24 protein-coding genes are annotated in these 21911 nt (G+C 72.1%); 9 read left to right on the forward strand and 15 right to left on the reverse strand.

The window, feature by feature from the left end:
• Positions 1-15: 15 nt before the first annotated feature.
• Entirely contained in the window at positions 16-873 is an 858-nt protein-coding gene (locus ACAM51_RS12275; protein WP_255591883.1) for an AraC family transcriptional regulator, read from the reverse strand.
• A gap of 254 nt (positions 874-1127) precedes the next feature.
• Here ACAM51_RS12275 and ACAM51_RS12280 point away from each other — a divergent pair, with 254 nt between their 5' ends.
• Both ACAM51_RS12280 and ACAM51_RS12285 read left to right on the forward strand, forming a co-directional pair.
• A complete protein-coding gene (locus ACAM51_RS12280) occupies positions 1128-2414 on the forward strand; it encodes a putative DNA modification/repair radical SAM protein (protein ID WP_369643671.1) in 1287 nt (428 codons plus the stop codon).
• Positions 2415-2425: 11 nt separating this feature from the next.
• Entirely contained in the window at positions 2426-3295 is an 870-nt protein-coding gene (locus ACAM51_RS12285) for a TIGR03915 family putative DNA repair protein (protein WP_369643672.1), read from the forward strand.
• Here the strand turns inward: ACAM51_RS12285 and ACAM51_RS12290 are convergent.
• Positions 3264-4235 (reverse strand): pyridoxamine 5'-phosphate oxidase family protein, encoded by a 972-nt coding sequence (locus ACAM51_RS12290; RefSeq protein WP_369643673.1) that lies wholly within the window; start codon positions 4233-4235, stop codon positions 3264-3266. The two genes, ACAM51_RS12285 and ACAM51_RS12290, sit on opposite strands and share 32 nt — an antisense overlap.
• Positions 4232-4876 (reverse strand): glutathione S-transferase family protein, encoded by a 645-nt coding sequence (locus ACAM51_RS12295; RefSeq protein ID WP_369643674.1) that lies wholly within the window; start codon positions 4874-4876, stop codon positions 4232-4234. Before ACAM51_RS12295 ends, ACAM51_RS12290 begins: the two co-directional genes overlap by 4 nt.
• A 107-nt stretch (positions 4877-4983) precedes the next feature.
• On the opposite strand from ACAM51_RS12295, the gene ACAM51_RS12300 reads away from it, so the two are divergent.
• Positions 4984-5913, forward strand: coding sequence for a LysR family transcriptional regulator (locus ACAM51_RS12300; RefSeq protein ID WP_218298062.1), 930 nt, complete (start codon positions 4984-4986; stop codon positions 5911-5913).
• An 89-nt stretch (positions 5914-6002) separates the two neighbouring features.
• On the opposite strand, the gene ACAM51_RS12305 is transcribed toward ACAM51_RS12300, so the two are convergent.
• Positions 6003-6596: a TetR/AcrR family transcriptional regulator gene (locus ACAM51_RS12305; RefSeq protein WP_218341747.1), complete on the reverse strand. Its 594-nt coding sequence runs from the start codon at positions 6594-6596 to the stop codon at positions 6003-6005.
• A gap of 235 nt (positions 6597-6831) precedes the next feature.
• Here ACAM51_RS12305 and ACAM51_RS12310 point away from each other — a divergent pair, with 235 nt between their 5' ends.
• Positions 6832-7965: an acetyl-CoA C-acyltransferase gene (locus ACAM51_RS12310; RefSeq protein ID WP_369643675.1), complete on the forward strand. Its 1134-nt coding sequence runs from the start codon at positions 6832-6834 to the stop codon at positions 7963-7965.
• Between the two features lie 81 nt (positions 7966-8046).
• Here ACAM51_RS12310 and ACAM51_RS12315 read toward each other — a convergent pair whose 3' ends face one another.
• From ACAM51_RS12315 to ACAM51_RS12340, 6 genes are all read right to left on the reverse strand, one after another.
• Positions 8047-8523: a peptidylprolyl isomerase gene (locus tag ACAM51_RS12315; protein WP_369643676.1), complete on the reverse strand. Its 477-nt coding sequence runs from the start codon at positions 8521-8523 to the stop codon at positions 8047-8049.
• Between the two features lie 161 nt (positions 8524-8684).
• Positions 8685-9767: a pirin family protein gene (locus tag ACAM51_RS12320; protein WP_218298066.1), complete on the reverse strand. Its 1083-nt coding sequence runs from the start codon at positions 9765-9767 to the stop codon at positions 8685-8687.
• A gap of 233 nt (positions 9768-10000) precedes the next feature.
• On the reverse strand, positions 10001-11440 hold the full coding sequence (locus tag ACAM51_RS12325) for an MFS transporter (RefSeq protein WP_369643677.1): 1440 nt from the start codon (positions 11438-11440) through the stop codon (positions 10001-10003).
• 71 nt (positions 11441-11511) lie between these two features.
• Positions 11512-11997 carry a DUF1579 domain-containing protein gene (locus ACAM51_RS12330; protein WP_218298068.1) on the reverse strand — a complete coding sequence of 162 codons (486 nt, stop codon included), beginning with the start codon at positions 11995-11997 and terminating at the stop codon, positions 11512-11514.
• Positions 11998-12044: 47 nt separating this feature from the next.
• A complete protein-coding gene (locus ACAM51_RS12335) occupies positions 12045-12392 on the reverse strand; it encodes a GFA family protein (RefSeq protein ID WP_369643678.1) in 348 nt (115 codons plus the stop codon).
• A gap of 11 nt (positions 12393-12403) precedes the next feature.
• The gene (locus ACAM51_RS12340) at positions 12404-12832 is read right to left on the reverse strand and encodes a VOC family protein (protein WP_218298070.1); all 429 of its coding nucleotides are present in this window, start codon (positions 12830-12832) and stop codon (positions 12404-12406) included.
• Between the two features lie 107 nt (positions 12833-12939).
• Here ACAM51_RS12340 and ACAM51_RS12345 point away from each other — a divergent pair, with 107 nt between their 5' ends.
• Complete coding sequence (locus ACAM51_RS12345; RefSeq protein ID WP_255591880.1) at positions 12940-13587, forward strand: TetR/AcrR family transcriptional regulator; 648 nt, start codon at positions 12940-12942, stop codon at positions 13585-13587.
• Positions 13588-13700: 113 nt separating this feature from the next.
• Here the strand turns inward: ACAM51_RS12345 and ACAM51_RS12350 are convergent, their stop codons facing one another.
• Positions 13701-14732, reverse strand: a complete 1032-nt coding sequence (locus tag ACAM51_RS12350; RefSeq protein ID WP_369643679.1) for a helix-turn-helix transcriptional regulator — start codon at positions 14730-14732, stop codon at positions 13701-13703.
• Positions 14733-14902: 170 nt separating this feature from the next.
• Between ACAM51_RS12350 and ACAM51_RS12355 the strand changes: the two genes are divergently transcribed.
• Together ACAM51_RS12355 and ACAM51_RS12360 are read left to right on the forward strand one after the other, a co-directional pair.
• On the forward strand, positions 14903-15670 hold the full coding sequence (locus ACAM51_RS12355; RefSeq protein ID WP_218298090.1) for an NIPSNAP family protein: 768 nt from the start codon (positions 14903-14905) through the stop codon (positions 15668-15670).
• 32 nt (positions 15671-15702) lie between these two features.
• Positions 15703-16236: a hypothetical protein gene (locus ACAM51_RS12360; RefSeq protein ID WP_369643680.1), complete on the forward strand. Its 534-nt coding sequence runs from the start codon at positions 15703-15705 to the stop codon at positions 16234-16236.
• Positions 16237-16253: 17 nt separating this feature from the next.
• On the opposite strand, the gene ACAM51_RS12365 is transcribed toward ACAM51_RS12360, so the two are convergent.
• Complete coding sequence (locus ACAM51_RS12365) at positions 16254-17150, reverse strand: LysR substrate-binding domain-containing protein (protein WP_369643681.1); 897 nt, start codon at positions 17148-17150, stop codon at positions 16254-16256.
• 154 nt (positions 17151-17304) lie between these two features.
• On the opposite strand from ACAM51_RS12365, the gene ACAM51_RS12370 reads away from it, so the two are divergent.
• Positions 17305-18099, forward strand: a complete 795-nt coding sequence (locus tag ACAM51_RS12370; protein WP_369643682.1) for an SDR family oxidoreductase — start codon at positions 17305-17307, stop codon at positions 18097-18099.
• Positions 18100-18126: 27 nt separating this feature from the next.
• On the opposite strand, the gene ACAM51_RS12375 is transcribed toward ACAM51_RS12370, so the two are convergent.
• From ACAM51_RS12375 to ACAM51_RS12385, 3 genes are all read right to left on the reverse strand, one after another.
• The gene (locus ACAM51_RS12375; RefSeq protein ID WP_218298075.1) at positions 18127-18516 is read right to left on the reverse strand and encodes a hypothetical protein; all 390 of its coding nucleotides are present in this window, start codon (positions 18514-18516) and stop codon (positions 18127-18129) included.
• A gap of 10 nt (positions 18517-18526) precedes the next feature.
• Complete coding sequence (locus tag ACAM51_RS12380) at positions 18527-19603, reverse strand: SDR family oxidoreductase (RefSeq protein ID WP_369643683.1); 1077 nt, start codon at positions 19601-19603, stop codon at positions 18527-18529.
• A 256-nt stretch (positions 19604-19859) separates the two neighbouring features.
• Entirely contained in the window at positions 19860-20756 is an 897-nt protein-coding gene (locus tag ACAM51_RS12385) for an oxidoreductase (RefSeq protein ID WP_369643684.1), read from the reverse strand.
• Positions 20757-20915: 159 nt separating this feature from the next.
• Between ACAM51_RS12385 and ACAM51_RS12390 the strand changes: the two genes are divergently transcribed.
• Positions 20916-21890, forward strand: coding sequence for a LysR family transcriptional regulator (locus ACAM51_RS12390; protein WP_369643685.1), 975 nt, complete (start codon positions 20916-20918; stop codon positions 21888-21890).
• Positions 21891-21911 lie beyond the last annotated feature (21 nt).

Raw genomic sequence — 21911 nt, forward strand, 5'->3', positions numbered from 1 at the left:
CTCCTCTCCCCCCGGCTACGCCGTCTCCACCAGGCTGGCAGGCTTGCCCGGGACATCGGCCCAGCCTGCGCGCTGATAGGCCGCTGGCGAGCAACCGGCAAAGTGCCGGAACTCCCGGCTCAGGTGGCTCTGGTCGGCATATCCGCAGCGGGCGGCCAGATCCGCCAGGTCCGCCATCCCCGCGGGCCCGGTGACCTCTCCCAGGGCCTGCTGGGCCGCGCCAAAACGCAGCCGCCGCGCCAGGCGCTTGGGTGTATCCCCCAGCTGGTTGCGGGACTGCAGCGCCAGATGCCGCTCGCTCCAGCCCACGGCGCGGCACAGGGCAGACATGGACAGGTTGCCGCGCTGCGCGCTGAGCAATGCCCAGGCCTGCCGCACCGGGGCCTGCGCCGTGTGGCGCGACCGGCCCAGCACCCCCTGCAGGCACCGCTGCACCAGGGCAAACCGCGCGGGCCAATCCGGCGCGTGGTGCAACTGCTCGGACAGCCGCGTGGCCGTGCCGCCCCACACATCGGCCAGCGCGGCCACCGGGCACGAGAGCACATCCGGACTGCCATGGAACAGCTGAAAGCCCAGCCAGGGTGCCAGCGTCACTTCCACGCAGGACTGCGCTCCCAGGTGCTCGGTCACCATCGGCCCGCCACCGAGCCCCGCCACCAGGGATTGGTACCGCTGCATGGCGCCGCCGGGCTGCCCGACGCCGTAAGCCGCGTGCCAGCCGATGATCAGCTTGATGCCCGCGTGCGCGACCTCCAGGCGGCGCACCGTGTGCGGCAGGTATTCCTCGAACCCCCACATCGCACAGGCGGCGGCGGGCAGCCCCGGCAAGCCGGGGCCGGGGATGGCCCGGCTTGAGGCGATGAGCGATGGCATGGGTTCCTCCTGCCGGGCCGAAGTGCGCCGGTGGGCCACCTTACACCGCCCAGCGGCTCCCCAGGTCGCCGGGGTTCGCGGACCCCGCGCGGCCCGCGAACCCCGGCGGCGCTGGCACGGGAGGCCGCGCAGCCACAGGCTTCAAGCCTTTTTGGCGCCCAGCGCTTTATCCATCTGCGCGAAAAGCTATTTTTTTGATAGCAAATACACCCTGCAAGCTGGTCGGACACCGGAAAATACTGTAAATTCATCCAGTGAATTTACAGTCCAAACTCGCCATCCTGGCCGACGCCGCCAAGTACGACGCCTCGTGCGCATCCAGCGGCGCGGCGCCGCGCGATTCGGTGGGCGGGCGCGGCATGGGCTCCACCGAGGGCATGGGCATCTGCCACAGCTACGCGCCGGACGGCCGCTGCATCTCGCTGCTCAAGATCCTGCTCACCAACTTCTGCCAGTACGACTGCCTGTACTGCGTGAACCGGGTCAGCAGCAACGTGCAGCGCGCCCGCTTCACGGTGCAGGAGGTGGTGCAGCTCACGCTGGACTTCTACCGGCGCAACTGCATCGAGGGGCTGTTCCTCTCCAGCGGCATCATCCAGAGCCCCGACTACACCATGGAGCAGGTGGTGGAGGTGGCGCGCGTGCTGCGCGAGGAGCACGACTTTCGCGGCTACATCCACCTCAAGACCATCCCCGATGCCTCGCCCGAGCTGATGGAGCGCGCGGGCCGCCATGCCGACCGGCTGAGCATCAACGTGGAGCTGCCCACGCCCGAAGGGCTCACGGCCCTGGCGCCGCAGAAGGACGGCGCGGCCATCGCGCGCTCCATGGCGCGCATGGCGGTGCACATCGAGGACGCGCGGCAGGCGCGCAAGGAACAGCAGGCCGCCGCCCAGGTGGTGTCGATGCCCGCCACCCGGCGCACGCTCACGCGGCGCGCGGCGGCACCACACTTCGCGCCCGGCGGCCAGAGCACGCAGATGATCGTCGGCGCCGACGCCACCGACGACCGCACCATCCTGGCCACCAGCGCCGGGCTGTACGGCGTGCACCGGCTGCGGCGCGTGTACTACTCGGCCTTCAGCCCCATCCCCGACGCGGCGCGCGCGCTGCCGCTCGTCGCGCCACCCACCGTGCGCGAGCACCGCCTGTACCAGGCCGACTGGCTGATGCGCTTTTATGGCTTCGCGCACGGCGAGATCGTGCCCGCCGGCCAGGGCGGCATGCTGGCGCTGGACATGGACCCCAAGCTCGCCTGGGCCATCGCGCACCGCGAGCGTTTTCCCGTGAACCTGAACACCGCCCCGCGCGAGCTGCTGCTGCGCGTGCCCGGCTTCGGCGTGTTGACGGTGGACCGCCTGCTGGCCGCGCGCCGCGTGCGCCGCCTGCGCCACGCCGACCTGGCGCGGCTGCACGTGCCGCTCCAGAAGGTGCTGCCTTTCGTGGAGGCCGCCGACTACCGGCCGGGCCGCGCGCTGGATGCGACCGACCTGGCCGCGCGCATGGCCCCGCCGCCGGCGCAGCGCAAGCTTTTCGATTGATGCAAGCCACCATGGACCGGCACACCATCACCCTCGCACATGCCACCGACTGGCCGGGCTTTCGCCGGGCCGCGCGCGCGCTGGTGCAGGCCGGCGTGCCGCCGCAGGAGGTGCAGTGGTTCACCGCGCAAGGGGCCGCGCAGGACCTGTTCGCCAGCCCCGCGCCACCGGGCTCCTCCGTGGATCCGCTGCCGTCCCCGGCGGGCGGCGCGGCGCCCCGGGTGCCCGAGGATTTCCTGCGCCTGTGCGAGCGCCTGGTGCTGCACCGCAACCCGGTGCGCTTCGCGCTCATGTACCGCCTGCTGTGGCGCCTGGTGCGCGAGCGCGGACTGCGCCACGACCCCTTGGATGCCGACCGCCTGCAGGCCCACCACATGGTGCGTGCCGTGGCGCGCGACATGCACAAGATGCACGCCTTCGTGCGCTTTCGCCCCGTGACCGACACCGAGGGCCATACCGTGCAGGTGGCCTGGTTCGAGCCCGACCACTTCATCACCGAGGCCAATGCCGGCTTCTTCGTGCGGCGCTTCACGCAGATGCGCTGGGCCATCCTCACGCCCGATGCCAGCGTGCGCTGGGACGGCACGGCGCTGCACACCGGCCCGGGCGGCCAGCGCAGCGATGCGCCGCCGCCCGACGCCGGCGAGGCGCTGTGGCTCACCTACTACCGCCACATCTTCAACCCCGCGCGCCTGAAGACCGACATGATGCGCAAGGAGATGCCGCAGCGCTACTGGCACAACCTGCCCGAGGCCTCCCTGATCACCGAGCTGGCGCGCGGCGCCCACGAACGCAGCGCGCGCATGGTGCAGGCCGAGGCCACCACGCCGCGCAAGGCCATCGCGCCGCTCATTCCGTCGCACGCGCACGCATCGCGCTGAACTGCGGCGCGGGCTCGGCGGCCGTCCAGCGCCAGGGCAGCGCATGTGCGCGCCACACGCCGCCCAGCACCTGCAGCCGCAGCACACGCTGCGCGCCGGGCCAGCGCGCACGCGGGGCCTCGTCCCAGAGCAGCTCGGCGCGGGCGGCCACGTGCAGCAGGCCGCCACCGTCATAGTCCACCCACAGCAGCCCGGCCTGCGGGTGCAGCGCGAGATTGCCCAGGGTGTTGAAGAACAGGTTGCCAGGGTAGTCGGGAAGGCTGAGCACCAGGCCCTCGGCCGTTTGCTCGGCATGCACGAAGCCCGGCTCGCCGCCACGGTGCGACACGTCCACGCCTTCATTGCGCCCTGCGCCCGGGTGCGCCGCCGAGGCACTCGCGATGAACATCGTGTCGCTGCGCGCGATCAGGCCCCGCGCGGCGGCGTCGAGCCCCGCACCCAGCACCTGGGCCGGTGCCGGCGGCGTGACCACCGCGCGCAGGCCGGGCGCACGCGCCTGGATGTACTTGGGGCAGTTGCCGAAGCTCTGCACCACGTCCACCTCCAGCCCGCGGGCGCCGAACGACGCCACCCGCCCGTTCATGCGGTTGCGCCGGCGCGTGTGCGGCTCCAGGCCCAGCACGCCCACCGGCGCACCGGGTACCAGCCGGGCCAGCACCGGGTCGGCCGCATCGGGCGCCACCGCCATGTGCATGGCATGGGCATCGGGCGTGTGCACGAAGCCCGGCGGCCCGGCCACCATGGTGGCCCAGGGCTGGCCCTGGTCGTCGAGCGCACCCAGCAGCAGCGTGGGCAGCTTCTCGAACAGCTCGCGGTGCTGGTCGGGCATGTGGTCGCGCAGCACCAGGGGCCCCACGGCGGCCATGCGCTCGCGCACGCCCACGCGCTCCTGCAGGGCCTGCTCGCCCGCGTGGAAAGCGGCTGCGGGCGTGGCGTTCATGCCGGCACCAAGGCGCCAGGGGCGGGCAGGCGGTCCGCCAGCGGCACATAGCCCGGCAGGGCTTCCATGCGCGCCACCCAGGCCGCGATGCGTGGATAGGTGGCGAGCGACAAACCGCCGATCGGCGCCTGCGAGGTGTAGCTCACCATGGCGATGTCGGCCAGCGTGGGGGCGGCACCGCCCAGCAGCCAGTCGCGGCCGTCAAGCGCGGGCTCCATGAAGTCGAAGAGCCTGCGGCCGATGGCGAGCGCCGCCTCGCTGGGCTCGCGGCCCGTGAGGGCGGCAAAACGCGCGCTCGATGCCCCGGGGGCCAGCATGCCGGCCGCCAGGCTGAACCAGCGCTGCAGGCCGGCCTGGCCCACGGGGTCCTGCGGCAGCCAGTGGCTGCCGGGCGCGTAACGCTGCACCAGGTACACGAGGATGGCGTTGCTGTCGGACAGCACCACGTCGCCATCCACCAGCACGGGCACCTGGCCCAGCGGGTTGCGCGCCAGGTGGGCGGCCTGCCGGTGTTCACCGGCGAGCAGGTTCACGTCGATCAGCGCGTGGGGCAGGCCCAGCATCGAGAGCATCAGCTCGGCACGGTGGCAGTGGCCCGAGATGGACATGCGGTACAGCGTCAAAGGGGAGGTGGGTGCCATGGCGGTGGGTCCTGGAGAGGGTCAACAAACAAGCCTCCACGTTAGCTATTGCGCATCTCGCCGTGAATAGCCATATTTCGTCTTTTAAAATTGCATTTTCCGCAACAATGGACCATCTCGACACCCTGCGCTGCTTCGTGGCCGTGGCCGATGCGGGCGGCTTCGCCGTGGCGGCGCGGCGCCTGGGCTGCTCGGCCACGGCCGTGACCCGCGCCATCGCGGCGCTGGAGGCCCGCCTGTCGGTGCTGCTGTTCCAGCGCAGCACGCGCATGGTGCGGCTGACCGAGGCGGGCGAACGCTTCCTGGCCGACTGCCGCCCGATCCTGAACGACCTGCAGGAGGCCGAGCAGGCCGCCAGCGGCGCGCAGGCCGAGGCGCAGGGTCTGCTGTCCATCACCGCGCCGCAGATGTTCGGCATCCAGCACGTGGCGCCCATCGTGCTGGACTTCCTGCAGGCCCAGCCCCGCGTACAGGCGCGCACGCTGTTCGTGAACCGGCTGGTGCACCTGCTGGAGGAGGACATGGACGTGGCCGTGCGCATCGCCCACCTGCCGGACTCGGGCCTGACCGCGCTGCGGGTGGGCGCGCTGCGGCGCATGGTGGTGGCGTCGCCCGGCTACCTCGCGCGGCATGGGGAGCCGCGCCACCCGCAGGAACTGGGGCAGCACCGGGCGATTGCCTTTTCGTTCGATGCGCGCGCGCCCGCGCCCTGGAAGTTCCGGGGCGGCGCCACGGGCATGCCGCAGCAGGCCTGGATCAGCAACAGCAACGAGGTGGACATCGCCGCCGCCGAGGCGGGCCTCGGGCTCACCCGGTGCCTGGCCTACCAGGCCGCCGCCAGCCTGCGCGCCGGGCGCCTGCGCGTGGTGCTGGCCGAGCACGAGCCCGACCCGGTGCCCGTGCACATCGTCTACCCCGCGGGACGGCGCGCGCCCGCCAAGGTGCGGGCCTTTGTCGAATTCGCGCGCGGGCGGCTCGCGGCCGAGCCGGTGCTGCAGGGGCGGGGCCTGGCGCGGCGCAGCGGCGGGCGGGGGTGACGGGCCACCATCGCAACCTCGATGATTTTGGCCGCCAACGCCCGTCCATCCGGCGGAAATAGCTATTAAATAAATAGCATTCCGATCCCTCAGTCCGCAGCATGCCCCGGCAGCCGCAGCGCCGCCGCCGTGGCCTGCAGGATCTCGTCGGAGAACTGCGGGTCGTCCGCAGCCCGCGCCAGCACCAGGGCGCCCACGAGGCTGGCGTAGTCGGCCAGCGCGCGCTGGCGCCTGGCGGCCTTGCTGCGCCCGGGCACCAGCGTGGCCAGGCCCGCCACCTGGGCCTGCATGCCTTCGGTCACGGCCCGGCGCACGGCCGGCCCCTGGCGCGACGCATCGCCGCCCAGCGCGGCGAGCAGGCAGCCCTGGCCCGGCGCATCGCGGTGGCCCGGCGACAGGTAGGCCGACTCGATCGCGGCAAGCGGATCCCGCCCCTGCGCCGCGGCGCCGCGCGCGAGCGCGGCCCACGCCGACTGCAGCCCGTCCAGCGCGCGTGCCGTGGCCTGCGCCATCAGCTCGTCCTTGGACGCGAAGTGCCCGTAGAAGCCGCCGTGCGTGAGCCCCGCGCTCTTCATGAGGTCCGCCACGCCGATGCCGTCAAACCCGCGTTCGCGGAACAACCGCGCCGCCGCATCGAGGATGCGCTCGCGGTTTTCCGCCATCTGTTCCTTGCTCACCTTCATCGCCGATCCCCTTTGTGCCGGATGCCCCGAAAACGCCAGCTTGACATTTTAAATGATGGTCGTCATATAATTTAAACGTGATGACCGTCATCTAAAACACGCTTCCAGGAGCCCCCATGACCACCCCCACGTCCCCTTCCCCGCGCCCTTTGCCGGGCGCGGCGCCACGCCGCCGCCGCCACGGCCTGATTCCGCCCACAGCCACGCCATCCGCAGGAATAGGGAAGGCACCGCCATGCAAGCACTGATTTCCGCCTATGCCCGTTCCCCCTTTCACTTCGCGCGCAAGGGCGCGCTGGCGGGGGTGCGGCCCGACACCCTGGCCGCGCAGGTCGTCACGGGCCTGCTGCAGCGCACCGGCATAGACCCGGCCACGCTCGAGGATGTGATCGCCGGCTGCGCCTACCCCGAGGCCGCGCAGGGCAACAACATCGCGCGCATCGTGTCGCTGCTGGCGGGGCTGCCGCACGCGCTGGGCGGCATGACGGTGAACCGTTTCTGCGGCTCGTCCATGTCGGCCATCCACATCGCCGCCGCGCAGATCGAGGCGGGCCTGGGCGAGGCGTACCTGTGCATCGGCGTGGAGTCGATGAGCATGGTGCCGCAGGGCGGCTTCAACTTCTCGGCCCACCCCACGCTGTATGAGCACAGCGACGCCTACATCAGCATGGGCGAGACGGCCGAGAACGTGGCGCGCCGGTACGCGGTGTCCCGCGCCGACCAGGAGGCGATGGCCGTGTCATCGCACCGCAAGGCCGCCGCCGCGCGCGAGGCCGGCCGGCTGCAGGCGGAGATCGTGCCCATCGCGCTGGACGCGGGCGAGGTGGTGGCGCAGGACGGCTGCATCCGCCCCGGCACCACGCCCGAGGCGCTGGCCGCGCTGCGCCCCGCGTTCCGCGAGGACGGCGTGGTGACGGCGGGCACCTCGTCGCCGCTGACCGACGGCGCCGTGGCCGTGCTCGTGGCCACCGAGGCCTACGCCGCCCGGCACGGACTGTCACCCCTGGCGCGCATCCGCGCCCTGGCCACGGCGGGCGTGGACCCGGCCTACATGGGCATGGGCCCCGTGCCCGCCACGCGCAAGGCGCTGGCGCGCGCGGGGCTCTCGGCCAGCGACATGGATGTGGTGGAGATCAACGAAGCCTTCGGCTCGCAGGCGCTGGCCTGCATCCGCGAACTCGGGCTGCGCGAGGACACGATCAACCTCGACGGCGGCGGCCTGGCCATCGGCCACCCGCTGGGCGCCACGGGCGCGCGCATCACCGGCAAGGCGGCCGCGCTGCTGCAGCGCGAGAAGGGCCGCTACGCACTGGCCACGCAGTGCATTGGCGGCGGACAGGGGATTGCGACGGTGCTGGAGGCGCTGTAGCCCTCTCCACGCCGGGCCTCGGCCTGCCCGGGGGCCGGCCCACGAGGCCGCAGCCAGCGTGGGCGGCCGCCACCCTCCATGTCAGTGCTGGTGCCCGTGCGCGCCATGCACATGGCGGTGCGCAATTTCTTCGGCGCTGGCGGCGCGCACATCGGTCACCTTGCAGCTGAACTTCAGGGCCTGGCCCGCCAGCGGGTGGTTGCCGTCCAGGTGCACTTCGGGGCCCTTGATCTTGACCACGTTGAACACGGCGGGCTGGCCGTCGCTGCCCACGCCCTGCAGCTGGCCGCCGACCTTCACGCCGGGCGGAAACTCGGTCTTGGGGATGGTGCGCACCAGGCTTTCGTCGCGCGCGCCGAAGGCGTCTTCCACGGCGAGGTCCAGCGTGGTGGCAAAGCCCACGGACTGGCCTTCGAGGGCGGACTCGACCTTGGGGAAGATGTTTTCGTAGCCGCCGTGCAGGTACGACAGGTTGCCGGCATCCAGCGGCTTGCCCTGGGGCGTGGTGACCTTGTAGGTGAGGGTGACGGCGGAGTCTTTGGTGATGGGGGTGCTCATGGCTGGGCTTGCGCTTTCATCTTTGGGTCAGGGGGTGCGGCGTGGCGCCTTGCCCGCCGGCTGGCGCCCGGGCCGCGCTGCGCGCATCGAAAACCTGGATTGTCCACGAGCGGCCAGGCACCCCGCCCGGCCGCGCCCGCGACCCCACCGGGCGAAGGTGTTCAGGCCTGCGCCGCCGCGGCGTCCTCGCCGGGGCGCTCTTCCTCGGCCTGGCCGGGGTAGCGCGCAAACCGCCGCGCCTCGGTGCCGTGCACCGGGTCCTGCTCGGCCCAGGGCCAGCCGCCGAACTGGGTGCGGCGGTAGTCGTTCATGGCCTGCATGATCTCGGCCTGCGTGTTCATCACGAAGGGGCCGTACTGCGCCACGGGTTCGCCAATCGGCCGGCCCTGCAGCACCAGGCATTCCACGGTGGTGGCGCCGGTGTTGGCCAGCAGCCAGTCCTCTTGCGGGCGCACCTGCAGCGCGGCGTGGCGGTCCACGTCCTGCGGGCCCACGCGCAGGCTGTCGCCCACGAAGAAGTACAGCATGCGCTGCGTGCCTTCGCCCTGGGCGGCAGGCAGGGTCCACTCGGCCCCCGGCTCCAGGCGCAGCGTCCAGATGGCCACGTCGCCCTCGGGCTGCGAGGCCCAGGATTCCGGGGGCGGCGGCAGGGGCGCGGGCGCGCCGGGCAGGGCACCCGCCACCACCGTCACCGTGGTGGCGCGGCCGGCGGCGTCGTGGTGCACCAGGCGCGGGATGCGCTCGTTCCACAGCATGGTGAAGTGCGGCTCCACCATCTTGTTGCGCGCCGGCAGGTTCAGCCAGATCTGGAACAGCTCCAGCGGGTTGGGCTCGGTGGCATTGAGCAGCGGGAACATCTCGGAATGCACGATGCCCTTGCCGGCCGTGACCCACTGCACGTCGCCGCCGCCAAACCGCGCGGCCGCGCCCAGCGAGTCGGAATGGTCGATCAGGCCCTTGCGCACCAGCGTCACGGTCTCGAAGCCCCGGTGCGGGTGGCCCGGAAAGCCGGGCACGGTGTCGCCGTGGTACATGCTCCAGCCGTCCTTGCGGCTGAAGTCGCTGCCGATCTGGCGGTCTTCGATGGGCACGGCCGGGCCGAACGCGGCGTTGCCCGCGGGGTATGCATCGTCGTGGTGGGCGCAGAAAAGAAACGGGTCGAGCGTGGGCCACTGCGGTCCCAGCAACTGGGCGCGCACGATGGGCACCAGGGCGGTGGTTGCAGCAGGTGTGGACGACGACATACGAAGGCTCCTCGTGTTGTGCACCACCACGATCGGGCGGCATGCCAGTGGAATATGGCGCCAATGGTGCCTGAGCAGAAGTGCGCCCGGTGGAACAGTGCGGTGCGCCAGGCAGGACAGTGGGGGCGATCCCGGCGGGCCCACCTTGCTCGCAATTTGAAAGAAATGGGCGCCAGCGCCTATGGATATTGCGCCAACAGCTATCTATTCAATAGCAGTTCGTTTTTTATCCCCTAGTGAGCCGCCACCTGCGCGCCCACGGCCGGGGGCCGCGCGGGCCGCAGCACCAGGCCACCCAGCAGCGCCGCCGCCAGCGAGCCCGCGGCCGCCACCCAGAACGCCAGCTGGTAGCCGCCGTTCAGGGCCATCGGGGCCGATGCCCCTGCTTCGCGCAGCGCGCCGGTGCGCGCATCGGCCAGGCTGGCCAGCACCGCCAGGCCCAGCGCGCCGCCCATCATGAACGCGGTGTTGACCACACCCGAGGCCAGGCCCGAATCCTCGGGCTTCACGTCGCCCATGGCGGCCAGCAGCAGCGGATTGAGCGCGATGCCCGCCCCCACGCCCAGCAGCAGCATGCCGGGCAGCACATGCGGCACGAAGCGGCCGTCCACGGGTGCCAGCGCGAACAGCACCAGGCCCACGGCGGCCAGCAGCAGGCCCCAGCCCAGCGTGCCGCGGATGCCGTAGCGCATCACCACCCAGGCCGACAGCCCCAGCGAACAGCCCGCCATGATGAGATTGGACGGCAGGAAGGCCAGGCCCACCTGCATGGCGTCGTAGCCCAGCACCAGCTGCATGTACAGCGCCGACAAGAAGAACCACGCGAACATCCCGGCGGCCCACAGCACGCCCACCACGTTGGAGATGGCCAGGTTGCGCTGGCGCAGCAAGGGCAGCGGCACCAGGGGCGCGGCCACGTGCGATTCGATGTACAGGAACAACGCCAGCAGCGCGGCCGAGGTGCCCAGCAGCCCCACCGACTGCAGCGAGGCCCAGCCCGCCTCGTTGCCGTTGACGATGGCATACACCGCCAGCATCAGCGACGCGGTGATGGTGACGGCGCCCGCCACGTCCAGCCGCTGGCCGTGGGCATGCCCCTTGCCGCCCGGCAGCAGCACCAGGCAGGCCGCGTAGATGGCCGCGCCCACGGGGATGTTGACCAGAAAGATCCAGTGCCAGCTCAACGCACTGGTGAGCACGCCGCCCAGCAGCACGCCAATGCTGCCGCCTCCGGCGCAGACAAAACCATAGACCCCCATGGCCCGCGCGCGCTCGCCGGGCTGGGTGAACAGGTTCATGATGAGCGACAGCGCCACGGCCGACACCACGGCCCCGCCCACGCCCTGCACCGCGCGCGCCGCCACCAGCAGCCCCTGCGTATGGGCCAGCCCGCAGGCCAGCGACGCGAGGGTGAACAGCGTGATGCCCGCCAGGAACAGCCGCCGGTGGCCATACAAGTCCCCGAGCCGCCCGCCCAGCAGCAGGCAGCCGCCAAAGGTGAGCATGTAGGCGTTGACCACCCACACCAGGGACGTTTCGGTGAAGCCCAGGTCGGCCTTGATGCTGGGCAGCGCGACGTTCACGATGGTGGTGTCGAGCACGATCATGAGCTCGCCCAGGCACAGCAGGATGAGGGCGGGCCAGCGTGCGCGGCCTTCGATGCGGAGGGTCATGGAGCGGCGGGAGTGAAAAAAAGGATTCGCAGTGCGGCGCGCGCCCCTCCAGGGGGGCGCACCGCGGCGGCTCAGGGGGTTCTCGTGTATTTTGCTTGCATGATCTGGTTCCAGCTGCCGTCCGGCTGCTGGCTGAACGACGTCAGCGTGCGCTCGTTGGCGCTCACCAGCGTGATCACGTCACGGTAGCGGGCGGTCTTGCCGTCGCCCTTGAAGCTGGGGCCTTCGGTCTCCAGCGTGAGCACCTTCTGGTCGGCATCGAGCGTGCCGCGATAGACCCACATGTGGGTCATCATCGAGCCCACCCAGGTGCCCAGGAACACGTTCTTCTCGGGGTCGTAGCCCAGCGTCATCTGCATGCGCGCCTCGCCGCCACCGGGCATGGTGCCGGTGCCTTCGAGGATCACCCACAGGTCGCCCAGGGCGCGGCCATGTTCGGCGCCCACGGACTGCTGCGCCGGTTCGCCCGGCGGCGGGTCGCAGTCGGAGGTGCTGGTCCAGTGGCCCAGCAATTGCTGCAGCCAGCGGTGCATGGCATGGGGTTCGGGATTCATCATGGAAGTCTCCTTGCAGGGGAATGTGAGGGGGTGTGAGGGTTGGGGGGTCAAGCCGCCCGGCCGTCGTAGTGGTGGACGGGCACGCTGCCCAGGTCGAGGCCCTCCACGAAGCGCAGATTGACCGCCGCCACGGGCTGGCCCTTGGGGTCCACGCCTTCGCCAAAAGGATGGATGCCGCAGGCCGGGCAGAAACGGTGCCGGATCACGTGCCTGTGGAAGGTGTAGGTGGCCGCGTCGGCCTCGGGCGTGGTCAGCCGCAGCGCGCCGCGCGGCACGAACCACAGCAGCGATCCGCGCCGGTGGCACATGCTGCAATTGCAGGCCAGGCCGCTGTCGACGGTGCCTTCCACTTCAAAGGCGACCTTGCCGCAGTGGCAGCTTCCCTGGTACTTCATGGCCGCCGCGCTCATTCCGGCGCCACCACCATCCACGACACGCCAAAGCGGTCGGCCACCATGCCGAAGGCTTTCGAGAAGAAGGTCTTGGCCAGCGGCATCTGCACCTGCCCGCCCTCGGCCAGCGCGTCGAAGTAGCGCTTGGCCTCCGCCTCGTTCGCGGGGCTCAGCGCCAGCGAGATGCCCTGGAAGTTCAGCTGGCCCGAACCCATGCCGTCCGACGCCATGAGCTGGGTCTCGCCCACGTTGAAGGCGGCGTGCATGACCATCTCGGGCGTGGGGCCGGGGCCGGCGCCCTCGGCGCAGCCCTGGCCGGCGGCGGGCTCGGGGTTGTCCTTGTAGCGCATGAGCATGGTGACCTGCGCGCCCAGGGCGCGGCGGTAGAAATCCAGGGCCTCTTCGCAGCGGCCTTCAAACATCAGATACGGCTCGACTTTCATGGGGGTCTCCTTGGGAAGGTCTCGGAACATGGATTTCGGCGCACAATTGTGAACACCGTCCACAAACAATACCAAAGATAATGGACAGTGTCCACATCTCACCGCCCATGACCGTAACCACTCGCAACACCCCCGCCGCACGCAGCACCTACCGCCATGGCGACCTGCGCCGCGCCCTGCTGGACGCGGGCATCGAGCTGGCGCGCCAGGGCGGCCCCGACGCCGTGGTGCTGCGCGAGGCCACGCGCCGCGCGGGGGTCGCGCCCAATGCGGCCTACCGCCATTTCGCCAACCGCGACGACCTGCTGGACGCGGTGCGTGCCGCCGCCGTGGCGGCCGTGGCCCAGGCCATGGAGGCCGAACTGGCCCAGGTGCCCGCCACGGGCACGGCCACCGAGCAGGCCCACGCCAAGGTGCGCGCCGTGGGCGCGGGCTACCTGCGCTTCGCGCATGCCGAGACAGGCCTGTTCCGCACCGCCTTCGGCGGGCGCTTCACCGTGCAGCACGACCCCGACCCGGCCATGGGCGGCGCCACGGGGCTCAACCCGTTCCAGCACCTGAGCGCGGCACTCGATGACCTGGTGACGGCAGGCGCCCTGCCGCCCGAGCGCCGCCCGGGCGCCGAATACCTGGCCTGGTCCACCGTGCACGGCATGGCGCTGCTCTCCATCGACGGGCCGCTGCGCGGCACGCCGCAGCAGATGCTGGACCTGCTGGGCCTGCGCCTGCTGGACATGGTGCGGCGCGGCCTCTAGGCGCCCGTTCCCGGCGCGCGCAGCGCCGCATGTCCGAAGCCATTCCACGCGCTGGCGCTTGAAGAACAAGCGCTTTAAGCTATATATTTGATAGCAAATTCACATTCTGCTGCTCAGCCACCGTCCAGCCCGTACATCCGCGCCGTGGCCCGCACCCGGGCCACCAGCGCGCGGCGCAGGGCGGCGGGCCGCAACACCTCCACCTGCGGCGACAGGCGCAGGAGCTGGCCGCAGGCGTGCTCCACCGACTCGATGGGAATGGTCACCGCCACGCGCCCGTCCGCCCGGCGCGGGGGGGTGGCCGTGGGCGCGGCCGCCACGGCCCGGGCCACCGCGCTGCTGAGCGCGCGCAGCCCCTTGAGCCCGGCGGGCGTGGCCAGCAGCGCCGCCTCGCCGGTGTAGAGCCCGGCTTCAAAGCGCCGGATCGAGCGCGCCCAGTAGCCCGGCAGGTCGAACCGCGCGGGGCGGCGCACCGGCGTGGCGAGCGCCTGCGCCGCCAGGATGTTCGAGACGCGGTAGGTGCGTGGCCCGCTGTCGCCACCATCGCCACCATCACCGCCGCCCGTGCCCGTGGCCTTGTCCGCCGGCAGCGCCACCAGGTACCAGGCACCCGCCTTGAGCACCAGGCCCAGCGGGCTCACGGTGCGCTCCACGGTGTCGGACCAGCTTTCATAGCGCATCGCGATCTGGTGCCCGCTCCACACGGCGGCGGCCACCGTGGACAGGTGCGGCGTGGGGTCGCTCTCGCGGTACCAGTCCACCGGGTCCAGGTGCAGGCGGGCGCTCACGCGCTGCGCGTCCTCGCGCCATGCGGCGGGCAGGGCGGCCAGCAGCTTCAGGCGTGCGCCCTGCACGTCGCTGCCCAGGCCCAGGTCCTGCGCGGGGCCGGGCAGGCCGCTGAGGAACACGGCCTGCGCCTCCGACGGCGTGAGGCCCGTGAGCGTGGTCTTCCAGCCCGGCAGCAGCGCAAACCCGCCATGGCGCCCGCGCTCGGCATAGATGGGCACGCCCGCGGCGCTGAGCTGGTCCACGTCGCGGTACAGCGTGCGCACCGACACCTCCAGCGCCCCGGCCAGCGCCGGCGCGCTCATGCGGCCCTGGGTTTCGAGCAGCATCTGGAGCGAGAGCAGGCGGCTGGCGCGCATGGCGGGAAGGAAGTGGTCCGGTAGGGTGCGGCGCGGGCCCGGGGCCCCTGGCCAGAAAAAAAGAAGGCAGCTGCGGCGAAGATACCTGAAATACCTGCCATGCGGTGTCATGTATGGGGGCGCAGACTGCGGGCATGACTTTCATCGACCCCCACCCTGCAGGAGCCCGCATGCACGACACCGCCATGGCCACGCGCCACCCCTGCGCCCCGCCCACCGCCGACGAATGCGCCATCGTCGAGCTGCGCCAGTACACGCTGCACCCGGGGCAGCGCGACGTGCTGATCGAGCTGTTCGACCGCGAGTTCGTGGAGACCCAGGAGGCGCAGGGCCTGCGCGTGCTGGGCCAGTTCCGCGACCTGGACCGGCCCGACCTGTTCGTGTGGCTGCGCGGCTTCGGCAGCATGCAGGCGCGCCGCCAGGCGCTCGAAGCCTTCTACGGCGGGCCCACCTGGGCCGCGCACCGCGACGCCGCCAACGCCACCATGATCGACTCCGACAACGTGCTGCTGCTGCGCCCCGCCTGGCCCGGCGCGGCCGCCGCGTTGCCCCAGCACGCGCGCGCGGCGCCGGGCGCCAGCGGCGCGGCCCCCGGCGTGGTGGCGGCCACGGTGTTTCACCTGCGCGAGGCCGCCACGCCCGCGCTGCTGGACTTCTGCCGCCACCGCATGGCGCCCACGCTGCAACGCGGGGGCGCGCGCCAGGTGGCCTGGTACTGCACCGAGACCAGCCCCAACACCTTTCCCCGCCTGCCCGTGCGCGAGGGAGAACATGTGCTGCTGGGGCTGGCGCTGTTCGGCCGCGAGGCCGCGCTGGAGGCGTTCACCGGCAGCACCCCCTGGGCGCGGGGGGTGGCGCCGGGCCTTGCCCCCTGGCTGGCCCGCGAGCCCGAGACCCTGCGCCTGCAGCCCACCGCCCGCTCCGCGCTGCACGCCTGACGCCCCCCGCTTCACCGATGAAAGACCCCACCATGGCCACCCCGAACCTCATCACCATCCCCTCGCCCGCCGTGGCGCCCAGCGCCGCGCGCGACTTCGACTTCCTCATGGGCCCCTGGCGCATCCGCAACACGCGCCTGGTGCGGCGCCTGGCCGGCTGCAGCGACTGGGAGGTGTTCGACGCCACCGGCACCGCCCGCCCCCTGCCCGCCGGCATCGGCAACTGCGACGACTTCACGCCCCTGGCCTGGAAGCCGGGCTTCGTGGGCATGACCCTGCGCGTGTTCAGCCCCGCCACGCAGCGCTGGAGCATCTACTGGCTCGACAACGCCACCGGCGGCCTGGACCCGGCCACGGGAATGCTGCAGCCCCCGGTGGTCGGCGGCTTCCAGGACGGTGTCGGCATCTTTGACGGCCAGGAGCTGTTCGAGGGCCGCCCGGTGCGGGTGCGCTTCGAGTGGTCACGGATGCACACCGGCGCGCCACGCTGGCAGCAGGCGTTTTCCGAGGACGGCGGCGCCACCTGGGAGGTGAACTGGGTGATGGAGTTCACGCGCCCGGTGTAGGCGCGCTCCGGCCGTTCTCAGCGCGCGGCCGACATCACCCCGGCCAGCCAGTCCACGAAGACCCGCACGCGCGGCGACAGCTGGCGGCTGTGCGGGTACAGCACCGACACCGGCATGGGCGCGGGGCGAAACGGCGCCAGCACCTCGCACAGGCTGCCATCGGCCAGCCGGGGCGCGATGTGGTAGCGCGGCACCTGGATCAGCCCCAGGCCCGCGGCGCAGCAGGCGTGGTACGCATCGGCATCGCTCACGGCCACAGGGCCCTTGAGCTGCACGCTTGTGGCCACGCCGTCCACGATGAAGCCAAAAGGCAGGGGCTTGCCCGTGCGCTGCGAGAGGAAGTTGACGGCCCGGTGCCCGCGCAGCGCCTCCACGGTGGCGGGCGTGCCGTGGCGCGCCAGGTACCCGCGGCTCGCGCAGGTCACCTGCTGCAGCAGTGCCACGCGCCGCGCCACCATGGTGGAGTCGCGCAGCTCGCCGCCGCGCAGCACGCAGTCCACGCCCTCGCGCACCAGGTCCACCAGCCGGTCGCCCATGCCGATCTCCAGTTCCACCTCGGGGTAGCGCGTGCAGAACTCGCCGATGCGCGGCAGCACGAAATGCCGGGCCAGCGTGCCCTGCAGGTCCACGCGCAGCTTGCCGCGCGGCGCGCTCGCGGCGTGGCCGAATGCCGCCTCTGTTTCCTCCAGGTCGGCCAGCAGGCGCTGGCAGCGCTCGTAGTACGCCTGCCCGTCGGGCGTGGTGCTCACGTGGCGCGTGGTGCGCTGCAGGAGCCGCGTGCCCAGGCGCTTTTCCAGCGCCTGCACCGCCAGGGTCACGCTCGCGCGCGGCAGCTGCCGGTCTTCGGCCGCGCGGGTGAAGCTGCCCAGCTCGACGATGCGCGTGAAAAGCTGCATGGATTGAAAGCGGTCCATCGCGACGGGCTCCCGGTGGGTCTTGATTGTTGTTCTGTATTGAACAGTGAAGTCAATTCTAGGTATTTATCAATTTTCGCAACAACAGAACAATACCGCTGCCACACGCCGCCACCGGGTGGCGTCCCTTCCCCACCGCACCAGGAACCTTGCCATGCAGCCGCTGTCCACCACCCCTTCCTCCTACTCCTCTTCCCGGGAGTCCGCCCCCACGGGCCCGCGCACCGCGATCGTCACGGGCGCATCGCGCGGCATCGGAGCCGCCATTGCCCACCGGCTCGCGCGCGACGGTTTCCGCGTGGTGGTCAACTACGCCGGCCGCACCGAAGACGCCCAGGCCGTGGTGCAGGCGATCACCGCAGCGGGCGGAGCGACCGTGGCGGTGCAGGCCGACGTGGCCGACAGCAGCGCCGCGCGCCAGCTGTTCGACGCCGCCGAGCAGGCCTTCGGCCGCGTGGACGTGCTGGTCAACAACGCGGGCGTGATGCCATCCACCCTGCCGCACCTGGCGCAGACGGACGACGCCACCTTCGACCGCGTGGTCGCCATCAACCTCAAGGGCACGTTCAACACCCTGCGCGAGGCCACGCACCGGCTGCAGCCCGGGGGGCGCATCGTCAACTTCTCGACCAGCCTGGTCGGCACGGCCCTGCCGGGCTATGCCGTGTACGCCGCCACCAAGAGCGCGGTGGAGACCCTGACCAGCGTGCTCGCCAAGGAACTGCGCGGCCGGAACATCACGGTGAACGCCATCGCGCCAGGCCCCACGGCCACCGCGCTGTTCCTGGACGGCAAGACGCCCGAGCTGATCGGGCGCCTGGCCCAGGCCAACCCCATGGAGCGCCTGGGCACGCCCGAGGACATCGCCAGCGCCGTGGCCTTCCTGGCCGGGCCGGACGGCGGGTGGATCAACGGGCAGACCCTGCGCGCCAACGGCGGCATGGTGTGACGGCGCGCTCCGCGCGGGCCCCGGCACCTACGCCGGCGCGTGGATCACCGGCGCGCCCCGCCCCAGCGGATCGAGCGCCACCGCCAGCCGCGGGGCGTCCGCCAGATCGGGCCGGCCCGTGCCGCCCAGGTCTTCCAGCGCGGTGAACTGGCCGTCCAGGAAGAGGAAGCTCGTCGTGCGCGCGATGTGCGCCAGCGCCTCCCGCGCACCGGCGAACCCGCTGCCCGTGGCCTGGTCGCCGTCGAGCAGGTAGGCGTAGGTGCCGCCGTCTCCCTCCTGCGACAGGCGCCCCAGGTCCACGAGCTTGTGCCTGACGTTGCTGGCGTACACGCGGCCCTGCAGCGCATACAGCACGAAGCGCGCGCCCGCGGGCGCCGGGGAGGGCGAGGCGGTGGTGGTGTTGGTGGAAACAGGCATGCCGGGCTCCTCACGATGAACGGCGGCGGGCGGCCCACACGCCAAGGCCCAGGCCGACCACGCCCAGCACGGCCACCAGGCCCATGCCGTGGCGCCGCGCATCGCGCTGGCCGCCATCGATGGCGGTGCCGCGCGACGGTGCGAACAGGTTGCCGTCGCTGCGGGGCGCGGGCCGGGCGCCGCGCAGCGCACGCTCGGTTACCCAGCGCATCGCGGCGCCCAGGCGCTGCGGCGCCAGGGCATGGATCACGCGGCCCGGCGCGGCACCGGCGCCCAGCCAGGTCACGGCCCTGGGCCGGTCGGCCAGCGCGGCCACCGCCTGGGCGACCCGGCGCGGGTCCAGCAGCGGAATGCGGGGCTGGATGCTGCGGCCCGTGTAGTTAGCGCCGTGCGAGAGGCCCGGCGAATCGACGAAGGTGGGCGCCACGTCGCACACATGGACCCCCGGCAGGTCCGACACCTCGGCGCGCAGCGCCTCGGAGAGCCCTCGCAGCCCGAACTTGCTGGCCGTGTACGCGGCCGCATATGGCGACGGCAGCCAGCCGCCCACCGAGATCATGTTGATGAGCGTGCCCTGCCCGCGTTCGCGAAAGTGCCGCAGCGCCGCATGCGCGCCATGCAGGTGCCCGAGCAGGTTGGCCTCCAGCACGCGGCGGTGCGCGGCCAGGGGCGTCTGGTCGAACCGCCCCACCGCGCCCACGCCCACGCCGTTGACCCAGACGTCGATGTGGCCATGGTGGCGCAGCGCCGTATCGGCCAGCCGGGCCACGGCATCGGCGTCGGTCACATCGGTGGGCACGCCCAGCGCCGCCGCCGCGCCCGCGTTGCGGCAGGCCATGGCCACCGGGGCCAGCGTGTCGGGGTTGCGCGCGGCGAGCACCAGGCACGCGCCCCGCCGCGCGAACGCGAGGGCGGTGGCGTGGCCGATGCCGCTGGACGCGCCGGTGATGACCACCACCTGCGCCGGGGGCGGCGGCAGCGGCACGGTGGCGGCATCGGCCGGGGAAACGGGATCGGCCGGCGCGGCCGAAGGAGCGCCCGGGAGCGCGGCGGGGTAAGCGGGGGAAGTGGGGGAGGAAGACACCATGGCAGAAGAAAAGCGCTTGCTGGAGGACTGGGGAATGGCTGGCCCACGGGCTGGCGGCAATGCGGCAAGCCTGTGCCTGTTGTAGATCGTCCGCCGGCCCGGCGCTGTAGGACGGCTGCCAGAAAGCCTTGCGGACAGGACAGCACCGGCCGCGGCGGGCGGGCCGGCGGATCCGAGCCCCCATGGCATCCAGCGCTGTCTTCGCAACGCCCCAATGCTATTCATTCAATAGCGAACGCAGCCAGTGGCCGCCCCTTCACGCCACGGCCGTCCCGGCAGCCTGGGGAAAGTCCGTCGACGCGGCCACGGCGCTCCACTGCGCGGTCTCGGCGGCCACCCGCGCATGCTGCTCGGCGATGGTGCGCAGCGTGTCGGAGCCCAGGGGCAGGCGCACCGGCGGCGTGGGGCTGGCCACCAGCTGCAGCAGGGCGCGGGCCAGCCGCGCCGGGTCGCCGGGCTGCTGCAGGTTGATGCCGGGCACCGCCTGGCGCACCACGCCCGCGCTGGCCGCATAGTCCTCCAGCACGCGGGGCGAGACCGCCAGCGACGCGCCATCCAGGAACTCGGTGCGGAAGTACCCCGGCTGCACCGCCGTGGCATGGATGCCCAGCGGCGCGAGCTCGGCGTGCAGCGCCTCGGTGATGCCCTCCACCGCGAACTTGGTGGAGCAGTACAGGCCAAAGCCGGCACTCGAGCGCACGCCCCCCAGGGAGGAAATGTTGATCACGTGCCCCGCGCGGCGCGCCCGCATGGCCGGCAGCACCGCGCGCGTGACGTTCAGCAGGCCGAACACGTTGGTGTCGTACAGGCGGCGCACCTCGTCGGCGGTGGCCTCCTCCACCGCCCCCATCAGGCCGTAGCCCGCGTTGTTGACCAGCACGTCGATGCGGCCGAAACGCGCGAGCGCGGCCTGGACGGCGTGCTGCGCCTGGGCCTCGTCGGTCACGTCCAGCGCCAGGGGCAGCAGCGCGCCCCCGCCGCCCAGGCGCTGGCCGACGGCGGCGGCATCGCGCGCGGTGGCGACCACGGCATCGCCCTGGGCGAGGGCCGCTTCGGCGATGCGCGCGCCCAGGCCGCGCGAGGCGCCGGTGATCAGCCAGACGCGGGAGGGTGAAACGGTGGTGGTGGTGGTGGTCGTGTCGGCAAAAGCCATGGCGAATCCTTCGGGGGTTCAGGGGTGGTGGATGGGCTGGGTGGGCGCCTTGGCGGGCCCACGGGGGTGAACTGTAGGGAGCCCATTGACAACGGACTAGCCCATAATTCATGGATACATTCACAACCAGCGCTTGCCAATCCACTCCCCAACCCCACCATGGCCATCAACGAACTGCGCGCCATCGCCAACTTCGTGAAGGCGGCCGAACTGGGCAGCCTGCGCCAGGCCGCCGCCACGCAGGGCATCACGCCCCAGGCCTCCAGCCAGCTGCTGGTGCAGCTCGAGGCGCACCTGGGCGTGCGGCTGTTTCACCGCACCACCCGCAGCCTGAGCCTCACCGAAGAGGGGCGCCAGTTCCTCGCGTCGGCGCAGCCCGGCCTGGCCACGCTGCAGCACGCCGTGCAGGGAGCACGGCGCGGCCGGGAAGAGATGGCGGGGCCGCTGCGCATCGTGGCGCCGCGCTCCATCCTGCTGGAGGTGATCTGGCCAGTGCTCGACGCGTTCTGCCGCCGCCACCCCCGGGTGGAGCCGGACGTGCAGCTCGACGACCGCATCGGCAACTGGGTGGAAGACCGCGTGGACGTGGGCTTTCGCTCGGGCTATCCGCCCCAGGGCGGCGTGGTGGCGCGGCGGCTGCTGGCGCTGCAGCTCATCGTGTGCGCCGCGCCGTCCTACATCGCACGACACGGCGCGCCCGCCAGCATCGACGCGCTGGCAGCCCACACCTGCAGCGGCTTTCGGCACCCGTCCACGGGCAAGCCGATGCCGTGGGAATTCAAGGTGGGGGACGACATCGTCTCGCACGCCATCCCCGCCGCGTTCTGCACCAACGACATCGAGGTGGAAACCCGCGCCGTGCTGGGCGGGCACGCCATCGGCCAGCTGGTGGGCCCCACGGCCGCGCCGCTGGTGCGCAGCGGGCAGCTGGTGCCCCTGCTCACGCAGCACGTGGCCGAGCACCTGGGCCTGTACGTGTACTACGGCAGCCGCACCGCGCTGCCCGCCCGCGCGCGCGCCTTCATCGACCTGGCGGTGGAGATGGTGGCGAACAACCCCGCCCATGCGCTGACGCCGCAGGAGCTGGCGGCATCCCCCGGCCGCAAGGCCCGGCCGCGCAGGGCCAAGGGCTGAGAAAGAGAAACCGCCCCGGGC

Origin of the sequence: Acidovorax sp. A79 (assembly GCF_041154505.1) — a bacterium.
In the GTDB taxonomy this organism is placed as follows: Bacteria; Pseudomonadota; Gammaproteobacteria; order Burkholderiales; family Burkholderiaceae_C; genus Acidovorax.